This window comes from Streptomyces sp. NPDC015125 (assembly GCF_043080045.1).
In the GTDB taxonomy this organism is placed as follows: Bacteria; Actinomycetota; Actinomycetes; order Streptomycetales; family Streptomycetaceae; genus Streptomyces.
Genome location: NZ_JBIBVF010000014.1, coordinates 59,238 through 73,455 on the forward strand (window position 1 = coordinate 59,238; position 14,218 = coordinate 73,455).

Annotated in this window: 9 protein-coding genes; 6 read left to right on the forward strand and 3 right to left on the reverse strand. The window is 70.7% G+C overall.

The features are described from left to right. The first annotated feature begins 333 nt into the window (after positions 1-333). The 4 genes from uvrB (at position 334) to ACF088_RS26095 (ending at position 6,717) form a co-directional block, all read left to right on the forward strand. On the forward strand, positions 334-2,466 hold the full coding sequence (uvrB, locus tag ACF088_RS26080; RefSeq protein ID WP_392378237.1) for an excinuclease ABC subunit UvrB: 2,133 nt from the start codon (positions 334-336) through the stop codon (positions 2,464-2,466). Positions 2,467-2,735: 269 nt separating this feature from the next. Further along, positions 2,736-3,314 (forward strand): TerD family protein, encoded by a 579-nt coding sequence (locus ACF088_RS26085; RefSeq protein WP_392378238.1) that lies wholly within the window; start codon positions 2,736-2,738, stop codon positions 3,312-3,314. Positions 3,315-3,415: 101 nt separating this feature from the next. Next, entirely contained in the window at positions 3,416-5,515 is a 2,100-nt protein-coding gene (locus ACF088_RS26090) for a TerD family protein (RefSeq protein ID WP_392378239.1), read from the forward strand. Between the two features lie 218 nt (positions 5,516-5,733). Then, complete coding sequence (locus tag ACF088_RS26095) at positions 5,734-6,717, forward strand: TerC family protein (RefSeq protein WP_392378241.1); 984 nt, start codon at positions 5,734-5,736, stop codon at positions 6,715-6,717. 125 nt (positions 6,718-6,842) lie between these two features. Here ACF088_RS26095 and ACF088_RS26100 read toward each other — a convergent pair whose 3' ends face one another. The 3 genes from ACF088_RS26100 to ACF088_RS26110 all read right to left on the reverse strand — a co-directional run bounded on the left by ACF088_RS26100 (position 6,843) and on the right by ACF088_RS26110 (position 9,942). Beyond that, on the reverse strand, positions 6,843-7,499 hold the full coding sequence (locus tag ACF088_RS26100) for an MBL fold metallo-hydrolase (protein WP_392378242.1): 657 nt from the start codon (positions 7,497-7,499) through the stop codon (positions 6,843-6,845). Positions 7,500-7,508: 9 nt separating this feature from the next. Further along, positions 7,509-8,252 (reverse strand): maleylpyruvate isomerase family mycothiol-dependent enzyme, encoded by a 744-nt coding sequence (locus ACF088_RS26105; protein WP_392378243.1) that lies wholly within the window; start codon positions 8,250-8,252, stop codon positions 7,509-7,511. 139 nt (positions 8,253-8,391) lie between these two features. Continuing rightward, positions 8,392-9,942, reverse strand: a complete 1,551-nt coding sequence (locus ACF088_RS26110; protein ID WP_392378244.1) for an FAD-dependent monooxygenase — start codon at positions 9,940-9,942, stop codon at positions 8,392-8,394. Between the two features lie 60 nt (positions 9,943-10,002). Between ACF088_RS26110 and ACF088_RS26115 the strand changes: the two genes are divergently transcribed. Further along, positions 10,003-10,761 (forward strand): TetR/AcrR family transcriptional regulator, encoded by a 759-nt coding sequence (locus tag ACF088_RS26115; RefSeq protein ID WP_392378245.1) that lies wholly within the window; start codon positions 10,003-10,005, stop codon positions 10,759-10,761. A gap of 267 nt (positions 10,762-11,028) precedes the next feature. Continuing rightward, positions 11,029-14,004: an excinuclease ABC subunit UvrA gene (gene uvrA / locus ACF088_RS26120; protein WP_392378246.1), complete on the forward strand. Its 2,976-nt coding sequence runs from the start codon at positions 11,029-11,031 to the stop codon at positions 14,002-14,004. Positions 14,005-14,218 lie beyond the last annotated feature (214 nt).

The window sequence follows — 14,218 nt, forward strand, 5'->3', positions numbered from 1 at the left end:
GCGTCACCCCTCGTGCGCCTGAACGGTTTTGGTCGAACAGCTCGCGGGGCGGGCCGCCGCGCCGGCTCCGTGCGTGGGCGCGTCGCACCCATGGGCCCGGGGCGCGAGGGCCATCGCCGGCCTGCGGTGTCCCGGGCTCCGGTGCGGCTCGCCGGCCCGCGCCGTCCGCCGCTCCGTGCCGCCCGCCGTCCGCCGCCCCCGGCCGACCGCGGGCCGTGGTCCGGCGCCCGTCGGGTACCACCCGGCGCCCGCCGGTCCCGTCACAAACCTCGAAATCGCAGGTCAGGGCGCTGGTCGCGTCGATTGTCAGTGCCGAGTCGTACGGTGGATGCCATGCGGCCCGTATCAAACATCGAACGCACGGTGGCGCCCTTCGAGGTCGTCAGCCCCTACCAGCCCAACGGCGACCAGCCCGCGGCCATCGCCGAACTCGACCGGCGTATCCGCGGGGGTGAAAAGGACGTCGTCCTGCTCGGTGCGACCGGCACCGGCAAGTCGGCGACCACCGCGTGGATGATCGAGAAGCTGCAGCGCCCGACGCTCGTCATGGCGCCCAACAAGACCCTCGCGGCCCAGCTCGCCAACGAATTCCGCGAGCTGCTGCCGAACAACGCAGTCGAATACTTCGTCTCCTACTACGACTACTACCAGCCCGAGGCGTACGTCCCGCAGTCCGATACGTACATCGAGAAGGACTCCTCCATCAACGAGGAGGTCGAACGGCTGCGTCACTCCGCGACGAATTCGCTGCTCACCCGGCGCGATGTCGTCGTGGTCGCTTCGGTGTCCTGCATCTACGGCCTGGGTACACCGCAGGAGTACGTCGACCGGATGGTGCCGCTGAAGGTCGGCGACGAATTCGACCGCGACGCGCTGCTGCGCCGCTTCGTCGACATCCAGTACACCCGCAACGACGTGGCCTTCACCCGTGGCACCTTCCGGGTGCGCGGCGACACCATCGAGATCTTCCCGGTGTACGAAGAGCTGGCCGTGCGGATCGAGATGTTCGGCGACGAGATCGAGGCGCTGTCCACCCTCCATCCGCTCACCGGCGAGGTCATCAGCGAAGACCAGGAGCTGTACGTCTTCCCGGCCAGCCATTACATCGCGGGCCCGGAGCGCATGGAGCGGGCCATCGCCGGGATCGAGGCCGAGCTGGCGGACAGCCTCGCCACGATGGAGAAGCAGGGCAAGCATCTGGAGGCCCAGCGGCTGCGGATGCGTACCACCTACGACATCGAGATGATGCGTCAGATCGGCTCCTGCTCGGGCATCGAGAACTACTCGATGCACATGGACGGCCGCGAGCCCGGCTCCGCGCCCAACACCCTCCTCGACTACTTCCCGGACGACTTCTTGCTGGTCATCGACGAGTCGCATGTCACGGTCCCGCAGATCGGTGCCATGTACGAGGGCGATGCCTCGCGGAAGCGCACCCTCGTCGAGCACGGTTTCCGGCTCCCGTCCGCCATGGACAACCGGCCGCTGAAGTGGGAAGAGTTCCTGGGGCGCATCGGCCAGACCGTCTACCTGTCCGCGACTCCCGGGAAGTACGAGCTCGCCCGGGGCGACGGCTTCGTGGAGCAGATCATCCGCCCGACCGGCCTGGTCGACCCGGAAGTGGTGGTCAAGCCCACCGACGGACAGATCGACGACCTGGTGCACGAGATCCGTACGCGCACGGAGAAGGACGAGCGCATCCTGGTCACCACCCTCACCAAGAAGATGGCCGAGGACCTTACGGACTACTTCCTCGAGCTCGGTATCCAGGTGCGCTATCTGCACAGCGACGTGGACACCCTGCGCCGGGTGGAGCTGCTGCGTGAGCTGCGATCGGGTGAGTACGACGTCCTGGTGGGCATCAACCTGCTGCGGGAGGGCCTCGACCTCCCCGAGGTCTCGCTGGTGGCCATTCTGGACGCCGACAAGGAGGGCTTCCTGCGGTCCGGTTCGGCGCTCATCCAGACCATCGGGCGTGCGGCGCGCAATGTCTCCGGACAGGTGCACATGTACGCCGACAAGATCACCCCGGCGATGGCGAAGGCCATCGACGAGACCAACCGCCGCCGGGAGAAGCAGCTGGCGTACAACAAGGAGAACGGCATCGACCCGCAGCCGCTCCGCAAGAAGATCGGTGACATCGTCGCCACCCTCGCCCGCGAGGAGATCGACACCCAGGAGCTGCTGGGCACGGGGTTCCGCAAGGGCGCCGACGCCAAGGAGGCCCCGGGCAAGGCGCCGGTCCCGGCGCTCGGCGGAAAGGCCGCGAAGGGCAAGGGCGGCAAGGCGGATGCGGCCCTGACGGACCGTCCCGCCGCCGAACTGGCCGCGCTCATCGAGGAGATGACGGAGCGGATGCGGGCCGCCGCGGCCGAGCTGCAGTTCGAGGTCGCCGCCAGGCTGCGCGACGAGGTGGGCGAACTGAAGAAGGAACTGCGGCAAATGAGGGAGGCCGGGGTGAAGTAAGGGGGAGCGGCATGAGCTGGAGGGGCATGAGCTGAGAGGGAGGGGCTGAGGGGGAGTGCCGGGGTGGTGCGCGGCTGCCCGCCCGGGCGGCCACCAGCCGTCCCGGTGCGGCATCGCCGCACGTGAGCGGGGGGTTGTCCAGCGGCGCCCGGTGTGTTGCAGAAGCGCCACAAAACGCGGGTCCGGCGCGCCCCCGGCCCGTCGTCGTGCGTAGGGTCGAAGGGGCCGCCGGAAAGCTGGGCGGGGACAGTACAGAGAGGGGACGGCGCGTGTCGGTCAATTTGTCCAAGGGGCAGGGCATCAGCCTGCAGAAGTCCGACGGCGGAAGCCTGACCGCGGTGCGGATGGGGCTGGGGTGGCGCTCGGCGCCGCGCCGTGGCCTGTTCGGCAGGCGGACCAGCGAGATCGACCTCGACGCTTCGGCGGTGCTGTTCGCCGGCCAGAAGCCGATAGACGTCGTCTTCTTCCAGCACCTGGTCAGCGACGACGGCGCGGTCCGGCACACCGGCGACAACCTGGTCGGCGGCGCGGGCCAGGGCGGCGACGACGAGGCGATCCTGGTCGACCTGGCGCGGGTGCCGGTGCACATCGACCAGATCGTGTTCACCGTCAACTCCTTCACCGGCCAGACGTTCGCCGAGGTGCAGGACGCGTTCTGCCGCCTGGTCGACGAGACCACGGGCCAGGAACTGGCCCGGTACACCCTGACGGGCGGCGGCAACTACACCGCACAGGTCATGTCCAAGGTGCACCGCGTGGGCGACGGCTGGCAGATGACCGCCATCGGCGAGCCCTCCGTCGGCCGCACGTTCCAGGACCTCGTGCCGGCGATCCTGCCGCACCTGTAGCCACCACCGTCGCGGCGGCGCGTACCGGGCCGCGCCGTCGAACCCCCGGGCCCGCGCCCGGGGCAGGCCCGGGCATGCCACAACCACCAGGGGGAACAACGATGACGGCCGAGCTGGTCCGGGGGCAGAACCATCCACTGGACCGGACGCGGGTGGAGATCCGGGTGACGGCGGGCGCTGCCGTCATGGCCGGGGTCACCCTCGGCGACGAGCAGGGCAGGCTCGCCGGCGCCGAGGCGGTGGCCCACCCGGGCGCGCCGCGTCGCACCGGCATCGAGGTTCCCCGTCAGGCGGCCGCCGAGCACCGCATCGCGGTGGACCTCGACGCGCTGCCGGGCGCCGTCCACCGGGTGAGCGTGCTGCTGGCGCTGACCGGCGGGACCGGCGCCCTGACCACCTTCGGGTCGGCCGCCGCGCCCGCCGTCACGGTCACCGACCTCGACGGCACCGGCCTCGCCCGCTACACCGTCACCGGCCTGGGCGCCGAGTCCGCCGTCGTCGCCGTGGAGCTCTATCGACGGCAGGGCGGCTGGAAGGTACGCGCCGTGGGCCAGGGGTATGCCGACGGCCTCACGGCGATGCTCGGCGACCAGGGCCTGCCGCAGGCGGCGGAGCTGGCCGCGGAGATCGAGGAAGCGGTCGGCCGGGGACAGGCCCGCGCGGTCCCTGCGCCCGCCCCCGTGGCGGCGAGCCGGTCCGAACGGCCCGGTGCCGGTCCGTCCTCCGCGCACCCTCCCGCAGCTGACGGCCCGGCACCCTCCGGGACCGGACCAGGGACCGGACCAGGGGCCGGACCCGGGGCCGGACCCGGGGCCGGACTCGGGGCCGGCCCCGGGGCAGGAGCGCAGGCCGGAGCCGACACGGCAGGCGCAGCGCCCGCGTCCGTGGGCGACGGCCCCGTCGACTACCGCCATCCGAAGCGCCGCAACACCCCGGCACCAGCCGGTCCGGCACCGGCACCGGCCGCCCCCGCTTCCTCGTCGGCCGGCAGCCCCGCGTCGGCCGGCGGCCCCCCGCAGCCCGTGGCCGGTGACGCCGCCGGCTGGAGCATGGAGGAGCGGCTCTACAACCAGGTCTGGGGGATGTTCGAGGACCTGGCCCGCTCGGTCGCGGCCTACCGCAGCGCATCCGGCTTCGCCGAGTCGCGCCTGGAGCAGGAGCTCGACCAGGTCCTGTCCGACCCGCGCAACCGCCTCGGCACGGCGGCCGACGACGCCCGTGCCGCCGCCCGCGACAAGCACGCCGCCCTCGTCACCCAGGCCCGCGCCGCCCTCGACCGTGACCTCGCACAGCTCGCGGCCGAGTCGGCGGTCGTCGAGCCCGCCCTGCCGCCCGCCTTCGCCCGCTGGGACAACCCCGTCTGGCAGGGCTACCACGCCCCGACCACGCGTCCAATGGCGTTGCGCCTGGGCGATCTGCACCTCCCGGAAGTCCTGGACCTGCGCATTCCGATGCTGGTACGCCTCCCCCTGGAGCGCGGGCTGTGGATCGACTGCGGGCCCGATTCCTACGCCGCGGGCACCGGCCCCGACCCCGGGCGCGATATCGCCCGGCGGGAACTGGGCAGCGCGCTCACGGACGGGTCGCCCGACGAGGCGGAGCTGCGCCGGCAGGCCATGGAGACGGCCGTGGCGATCGCCGCCCGGCTGTTGGCCATCCACCCCGCCGGTGACTTCGCGGTCCAGGTCATCGACCCGGGCGGTACCGCTGCGCCCGCACTTGCGCCGCTGGTGGAGAGCGGTGTGCTGCCCGCCGCCCCGGTGCCCGGCGCCCAGGGGGTGACCGCGGTGCTGGAGGAGCTGACGCGACGGGTGGACCTCGTCCAGCTGGCCGTGCGCCACCGCGCAGCGGACTCCCTCCCGCCGGACCTCGACACCGCCGGCCAGCTGCTGATCGTGCACGATTTCCCGCACGGCTTCGACGACCGCGCCCTCACCCGGCTCCGCTACCTCGCCGACGAGGGGCCGGCCGTCGGCGTGCAGCTGATGATGGTCGCCGACCGCGCCCAGGCCCGGGAATACGGTCCGGTCCTCGACCCGCTGTGGCGCTCGCTGCTGCGGATCACACCGGTGCCCGATGCCCATCTCGCCGACCCCTGGGTCGGTCATGCCTGGACGTACGAGCCACCGCTCCCCCCGAAGGGAAGTCAGGTGGTGCACCAGGTGCTGAGCCGGGTAGCGGCCGCTCGTCGGCCATCTTGACCAGGCCTTTTGCCTTTTTCTTTACTATTCATTGCCCTTCCTTTACGCTTCTTGGTGCGGAGGGGAGTATTCCCGCTACGACGTACCCGTCATCACGGATCGCGAGTGTGACGCGATCCCGGGGCGTCGGCCCCGTTCCCCCATGCGGCGGAGCGGGGCGGAAGAGACCTCCGGCAGCGACGACGCTGTAAGTGCCGTACGACTCTGCCGGAGGAGCAGTGGACGTTTCCCTGAACCTGTGGGTGCTGACCATCCTTGGTCTGTGCGCCCTGATCGCCGCCGATTTCTTTATCGGCGGACGTAAACCGCACGAGGTCTCCCTCAAGGAGGCCGGAATCTGGACCGGTGTCTGGATCGCGCTTGCCGGGCTCTTCGGCCTCGGGCTGCTGCTGTTCGGCGGTGCCGCGCCGGCCGGTGAATTCTTCGCGGGCTTCATCACCGAGAAGTCCCTGAGCGTCGACAACCTCTTCGTCTTCGTACTGATCATGGCGAAGTTCGCGGTCCCGGCGATCTACCAGCAGCGGGTGCTGATGGTGGGTGTGCTGATCGCGCTGGTGCTGCGGGCCGGCTTCATCGGCGCGGGCGCCGCGATCATCGCCAACTTCTCCTGGGTGTTCTACATCTTCGGCGCGTTCCTCATCTGGACGGCGTGGAAGCTGATCAAGGAGGCCCGTGCCGAGGAGGAGGACGAGGAGTTCGAGGAGAACCGCTTCCTCAAGCTGGTCGAGAAGCGCTTCCCGTCGACCGACACGTACCACGGCACCAAGCTGTTCATCGTGGAGAACGGCAAGCGGCTGATGACGCCGATGCTGATCGTCATGCTGGCGATCGGCACCACCGATGTCCTCTTCGCGCTGGACTCCATCCCGGCGATCTTCGGCCTCACCCAGGACCCGTACATCGTCTTCACCGCCAACGCCTTCGCCCTGATGGGTCTGCGGCAGCTGTACTTCCTGATCGGCGGCCTGCTCAAGAAGCTGGTCCACCTCTCGTACGGCCTGTCGATCATCCTGGGGTTCATCGGTGTGAAGCTGGTGCTGCACGCCCTGCACGAGTCCGGGGTGGCTGTTCCGGAGATCAGTATTCCGGTCTCGCTGGGCGTCATCTGTGCCGTGCTGGTCGTCACGACGATCACCAGCCTGCGTGCCTCGAAGAAGCAGGCCGCGGCCGACGCGGCGGCCAAGGAGCGCATCGACGTCTGAGGCCGGCCGCACGGCGTGCGGCGCCCGGTTCCCGCTCCTCACCGGAGCGCGAACCGGGCGCCGTCGTTCGTAGGGGTCCCCTGAGGGGAGTACCCGCGGTACCTCGCCCTGGCCGTCCCCCTGCGTTACCAGCCGCGCTCGCGCCACTGGGCGAGGTGCGGCCGCTCCGCGCCGAGCGTGGTGTCGGAGCCGTGGCCCGGATAGACCCAGGTCTCGTCGGGAAGTTCGCCGAAGAGCTTGCGCTCCACATCGTCGATCAGCCGGGTGAAGTTCTCGGCGCTGCCGAAGGTGTTGCCGACGCCACCGGGGAACAGGCAGTCCCCGGTGAACAGATGCGGAGCGCCGTGCGGGTCGTCGTAGACCAGCGCGATGCTGCCCGGTGTGTGCCCGACCAGATGGCGCGCGGTCAGCTCGACCCGGCCGACGGTGAGGGTGTCGCCGTCCTCGACCGGCACATCCGTGGGGACGGGAATGCCTTCGGCGTCGTACCGCCCCGCGTAGGTCCGTGCGCCCGTCGCATCGACGACCTCGCGCAGCGCGCCCCAGTGGTCGCCGTGCCGGTGCGTGGTGACCACGGACCCGATACCGCTGTCGCCGATCAGCGCGAGAAGGGTGTGCGGTTCCGCGGCCGCGTCGATCAGCAACTGCTCATCGGTCGCCCGGCATCGCAGCACATAGGCGTTGTTGTCCATCGGACCGACCGCGACCTTCGAGATCATCAGGTCGGTCAGCTCGTGCACGTCGGCCGGTCCGCCGACCTTCACTGCTCCGCTGTAGCCCATGGGACCACTCTAGAGCGGCGGCACCGCGGGCAGGACGGAGCCGTGACCGTCGAGAGAGCCGCCCTCGCCGCGTCCGGTGAGCCAGCCCACCAGCGCGACCGCGGAGCCCGTCACCACCACGGGCCGGTCCTCGGCGCCCGGCCCGGTGGCGAGGCGGCCGGTGCGCCACCGGCGGCCGTCGTCGGACCGCAGTTCCAGCGGGGGCAGATCCGGGTGGCCGGCGAACTTGACCGTGGCCAGGAAGGCCAGTTGGCGCTCGACGAAGTCGGGGGAGAGCTGGTCGACGGTGTGGCCCACGCCGAGGTCGACATGGTGCAGTTCGAGCTCGGCCAGCCGGCGCAGCGGCAGCCGGTCGGCCCGTTCGACGACGTGGTTGCGCATCTCGACCTCGTAGGCGCGGCGGGACTCCGGCAGCGCCTCCATCGCCGTGTCGAACCGTGCGGCGGACTCCTTGAGATCCTCCAGATGCACCGCCAGCGGGCGGTCGGCGCCCCGCTCGATATCGGCGGCACGGGCCTCGGGGCCGGCGTACATCGGCGTGGGCACATCCGTCCGCGCCCAGGTGAGGAGGTTGCCCAGCGCGTCCGCGTTGCGGGCCAGATGGGAGAGGACATGGCCGCGGGTCCAGCCGGGCAGCAGCGACGGCTCGCCGATCGCTGCGTCGTCGAGTTTGCTCACCGAGACGAGGAGCCGGTCGGTGGCCTCACGAACGGCTGCCACATCGTGCAAGAAGTCGGGCGAGGTGGGGGTCATGGTCCGACGCTAGCGCCGTCACGGCGGGTTCGGGAGTGGGCCGGCGCCGATCGAGGGGTACGCGGGCGGAGCGGGCGGCGCGTGGCAGCAGGGAGGATCCGCCGGTCTGCGCCGCCCGCGAGGGCCTCGGGCCCGGAGGTCAGGCCGCCGCTTCGCCGGGCGCCCCGAACCAGAGCCGGAGCGCGGCGTCCAGCCCGTCCGGGCCGCCGGGGGCGTCCACCGCCCAGGCGGTGGCCCCATCAGGACGTACCAGAAGGCCGGCCAGACCGGGCCGCCCCGGGCAGCCCACCGTGAGCACCCGTATCCGGTCGCCGTATCCGGTGGCGCACCTGCGCACCTCGGCGTCCCCGGCGAGATCGAGCAACAGCCCCTGCCCGCCGTGCAGATGGTCCGCGAGCCGGGTGCCGTCCTGGAGTTCCAGGTCGGGCGCGCTGCGGCCGGTCAGCGGATGGTCGCCGGGCAGGTCGTAGTGCTGCCGGACGCCGGAGATCTTCTTGGCGAAGAAGGTGGTGGCGGTGACCGTTTCCGCCAGTTCTGCGATCACCCCGCGCAGTGCCCGGGCGTGCGACTCCGGCCGCATCAGCGCCACTTGGGCCCGGGTCCACTCCAGCACCCATGCTCCCAGGGGGTGCCGCTCGGCCGTGTAGCTGTCGAGCAGCCCCTCCGGTGCCCGGCCGTGCACCGTGGCGGCCAGTTTCCAGCCGAGGTTCATGGCGTCGCCGATGCCGAGATTCAGGCCCTGGCCGCCGAACGGCGAGTGGACGTGCGCCGCGTCACCGGCGAGCAGCACCCGCCCCGACCGGTAATCGGGCACCTGGCGCGCGTTATCGGTGAACCGGGTCGCCGAGTGCACCTTGTGGATCGTGACGTCCGCGACCCCGGACACCTTCCGCAAGGAGGTCTGCAACTCCTCGGTGGTGACGGGGGCTTCGCGGTCCGTGGGCGGCCCGTCGAACTCCACGGTGAGGATCCGGCCGGGCACCGGGCCGTGGACGTACGTCCCCGTCCGGGTGCAGTTCCAGCCTGCGCCCAGGGCGTCGGCGCCGGTCATCTCGACGATGGCCTGATGGCCGGTGATCTCCGGGGCCGTACCGGGGAAGGGGAAACCGGCGAGCCGGCGGACGGTACTGCGGCCGCCGTCGCAGCCGGCCAGCCAGCCGGTGCGCAGCGACCCGTCCGAGGTGTGGACGTGCACACCGTCCTCGTCGGCGTCGAAGCCGGTCAGGGTCACCCCGCGGCGCAGGTCGACCCCCAGTTCGGCGGCGCGGGCACCGAGCAGCCGCTCCAGGGGCTCCTGGGGGACGAAGCCGACCTCGGTGGCGGGGCCGGGGCCGTCGAAGTCCGGGTCGGACTCGTCCAGCAGGTCGCCGCGCAGCATGATGCCCGCGAAGTGCCCGGCGAACTTCGGTGGCTGCTGCACCCCGGTGGCGCCGGCGGCCTGGCGCTGCCGCATGAACGAGCTGACCCTGTCGTAGGCGTCGCGCTGTGCCGCCGCCAGGCCGGGCAGCATTCCGCGCCGGTAAAGGGCCTCTGACGTGGGGGAGTTGATCGCCCCCGCCTTGATCTTCGTATCCACGTCGGTCAGCCGCTCCAGGACGACGACCGACACCTGAGCCAGGGCGAGTTCGCAGGCGAGCATCAGCCCCACCGGGCCGCCCCCTGCCACTACTACGTCTGCGTCATGTTTCATGGAGGTAAGTGTAGTGACTATAAATTTGTTGTGGCTAAAACCGTGGCTACCCTTTCGGCCATGACGGACGAGGAGCGGCGTAGTGACGAGGAGCGGCGTAGTGGTGAAGGGGGGCGCAGTGGTGAAGAGCCTGCGGGCGGCGAGGCCGGCGGCCGGCGGGCCGAGACCGGTTTCCTTGCGGACGACGGGCGGCTGACGCTGCGCGAGCGCAAGAAGCTGCGCACCCGGCAGCGGATCTCCGGCGAGGCCACGCTGCTGTTCATCCGGCGGGGCTTCGACAATGTGACCGTCGCCGAGGTGGCCCGCGCCGCCGAGGTGTCCACGATGACGGTCTTCAACTACTTCCCGCGCAAGGAGGACCTCTTCCTCGACCGGATCCCCGAGGTCCGGGAGCTCCTCACCCGCGCCGTCCGCGAGCGCGGTGCGGACGAGTCGCCGCTCGCCGCGCTGCGCCGGCTGGCGCTCGGGCTGCTGGCAAAGCGGCATCCGCTGGCCGCCGTGGGGGAGGGGTTCGAGCACTTCTGGCGGACGGTGCTGGACTCGCCGGCGCTGCGCGCGCGGGGCCGGGAGGCGCTCGAGGAGATGGAGAACGCCCTGGCCGTGCTGCTGGCCGAGGCGGCGGGCGGTGAAGCGGACCGCCCCGGCCGGGACGCCCGGCTGGCCGCGGCGCTGATCGTCGCGGGGATCCGGGCGGCGTGTGCCGAAGCGCTGGCCCGGCAGCTCGGGGGTGACCCGGTGGACGAGGTGGCCGTTGAACAGGCGGAGGTGCTGCGGCGCACGTTCGATGCGCTGGAGCGTGCGCTGCCCGGATGTGCCTGACGGGAGAGTTCCTGCAGCGTACGGGCGTGCGGCCGGCGCGGGGAAGATTGTGGGGCCGCCACACGTTCGGGTGAAGAGGGCTTGCGAACCCCCTAAATCGAATGCGCGTGCTATAGGCTCGTGTGTGGCATCCCAAACACAGTGCCGCGGCGGGCCCCATACCCTGGGTCGGGGGCTCCGCTCCGCTCCGTCGCCTCTGCTCACCCACCGCGCGGCGGACGCAGGAGCCGCGGCCCCCGCCCCCTCCCAAGAAAGGTGCCGACCGGCGTGGCCGACCGTCTCATCGTCCGTGGCGCTCGCGAGCACAACCTCAAGAACGTCTCGCTCGACCTCCCCCGCGACTCCCTCATCGTCTTCACGGGGCTCTCCGGGTCGGGCAAGTCCTCGCTCGCCTTCGACACGATCTTCGCCGAGGGGCAGCGGCGCTATGTCGAGTCGCTCTCCTCCTATGCCCGGCAGTTCCTCGGGCAGATGGACAAGCCCGATGTGGACTTCATCGAGGGCCTGTCCCCCGCGGTTTCGATCGACCAGAAATCGACGTCGCGCAACCCGCGCTCGACGGTCGGCACGATCACCGAGGTCTACGACTACCTCCGTCTGCTCTTCGCCCGTATCGGCAAGCCGCACTGCCCCGAGTGCGGGCGGCCGATCGCCCGGCAGTCGCCGCAGGCCATCGTCGACAAGGTGCTCGAACTCCCCGAGGGCAGCCGCTTCCAGGTGCTCTCCCCACTGGTGCGCGAGCGCAAGGGCGAGTTCGTCGATCTCTTCTCCGACCTCCAGACGAAGGGCTACAGCCGGGCCCGGGTCGACGGGGAGACGATCCAGCTCTCCGAGCCACCGAAGCTGAAGAAGCAGGAGAAGCACACCATCGAGGTGGTCGTCGACCGCCTCACGGTCAAGGAGTCCGCCAAGCGCCGGCTGACCGACTCCGTCGAGACCGCCCTCGGGCTCTCCGGCGGCATGGTCATCCTCGACTTCGTCGATCTGGACGCGGACGACCCGCAGCGCGAGCGGATGTATTCGGAGCATCTGTACTGCGCCTACGACGACCTCTCCTTCGAGGAGCTGGAGCCCCGCTCCTTCTCCTTCAACTCGCCCTTCGGCGCCTGCCCGGACTGCACCGGCATCGGTACGCGCATGGAGGTCGACCCCGACCTGATCGTCCCCGACGAGGACCGCTCCCTCGACGAGGGCGCCATCCACCCCTGGTCGCACGGCCACACCAAGGAGTACTTCGGCCGACTGGTCGGCGCGCTGGCGGACGCCCTCGGATTCCGTACGGACATCCCCTGGGCCGGGCTGCCGGCCCGCGCCAAGAAGGCGCTGCTGAACGGCCACAAGACCCAGATCGAGGTGCGCTACCGCAACCGGTACGGCCGCCAGCGGGCCTACACCACCCCCTTCGAGGGCGCCGTCCCGTTCGTCAAGCGGCGGCACTCCGAGGCGGAGAGCGACAGCAGCCGGGAGCGCTTCGAGGGCTATATGCGCGAGGTGCCCTGCCCGACCTGTGAGGGCACCCGGCTGAAGCCGATCGTGCTCGCCGTCACGGTCCAGGAGAGGTCGATCGCCGAGGTCGCGGCCATGTCGATCAGCGACTGCGCCGACTTCCTGCGGGACATGAAGCTCACCGCCCGCGAGAAGAAGATCGCCGAGCGGGTCCTCAAGGAGGTCAACGAGCGGCTGAAGTTCCTGGTCGACGTCGGCCTGGACTACCTCTCGCTGAACCGCGCGGCCGGCACCCTCTCCGGCGGCGAGGCCCAGCGCATCCGCCTCGCCACCCAGATCGGCTCCGGCCTGGTGGGCGTGCTCTATGTCCTCGACGAGCCGTCGATCGGTCTGCACCAGCGCGACAACCACCGGCTGATCGAGACCCTGGTGCGGCTGCGCGACATGGGCAACACCCTGATCGTCGTCGAGCACGACGAGGACACCATCAAGGTCGCGGACTGGGTGGTGGACATCGGCCCCGGCGCGGGCGAGCACGGCGGCAAGGTCGTGCACAGCGGGCCGATGAAGCAGCTGCTGGCCACCAAGGAGTCGATCACCGGCCAGTACCTGTCCGGCAAGAAGGTCATCGCGACCCCGGACATCCGGCGGCCCGCCGACCCGTCGCGGCAGCTGACGGTCCATGGCGCGAAGGAGAACAACCTCCGCGACATCGACGTCTCCTTCCCGCTCGGAGTGTTCACCGCCGTCACCGGCGTCTCCGGGTCCGGTAAGTCGACGCTGGTCAACGACATCCTCTACACCCACCTGGCACGCGAGCTGAACGGCGCCAAGTCGGTGCCGGGCCGGCACACCCGGGTGGCCGGCGACGACCTGGTGGACAAGGTCGTTCATGTCGACCAGTCACCGATCGGCCGTACCCCGCGTTCCAACCCGGCCACCTACACCGGCGTCTTCGATCATGTCCGCAAGCTCTTCGCGGAGACGATGGAAGCCAAGGTCCGCGGCTATCTGCCGGGGCGCTTCTCCTTCAACGTGAAGGGCGGCCGCTGCGAGAACTGCTCCGGCGACGGCACGATCAAGATCGAGATGAACTTCCTGCCGGATGTGTATGTGCCGTGCGAGGTCTGCCACGGCGCGCGCTACAACCGGGAGACGCTGGAGGTCCACTACAAGGGCAAGTCCATCGCCGAGGTGCTGGACATGCCCATCGAGGAGGCGCTGAGCTTCTTCGAGGCGGTGCCGACCATTTCCCGGCATCTCAAGACGCTCAACGAGGTCGGTCTCGGGTATGTCCGGCTCGGCCAGTCCGCGCCGACGCTCTCCGGTGGTGAGGCGCAGCGCGTCAAGCTGGCCAGCGAGCTCCAGAAGCGCTCGACGGGCAGCACGGTCTATGTCCTCGACGAGCCGACCACCGGTCTGCACTTCGACGACATCAGCAAGCTGATCAATGTGCTGTCCGGCCTGGTGGACAAGGGCAACACGGTGATCGTCATCGAGCACAACCTCGATGTGATCAAGACGGCGGACTGGGTCGTCGACATGGGTCCCGAAGGCGGCAACGGCGGTGGTCTGGTCGTCGCCGAGGGCACCCCGGAGGGCGTCGCCTCGATCCCGGCCAGCCACACCGGCAAGTTCCTGCGGGAGATCCTCGGCGACCGCGTCAGCGATGCCGCCCCGGCGGGGGCCACCGCGAAGAAGCCGGTGGCCAAGAAGGCCGCGGCGAAGAAGACGGCCGCCAAGAAGACCGCGGCCGCGGCCAAGAAGACGACGGCGCGGGCCCGCAAGGCCTCCTGACACCGCCGCACGTTCCTGCCGGGCCGTCACCGCTCTCCCCAGGGGGCGGTGACGGCCCGCTGTGGTGCGCAGGACGATGCTCCGCCGCGGGCCGCCGCATTCCGTTGTGCCGCCGCTCCTCGCCGGGCGGCGTCCTCACCGGGCGGCGTCCTCGCTGTGCCGCCGCTTCCCTTTCCCGGTCGGCGCCGTGGCCCCGCCCCGCTGCCTACGCTGC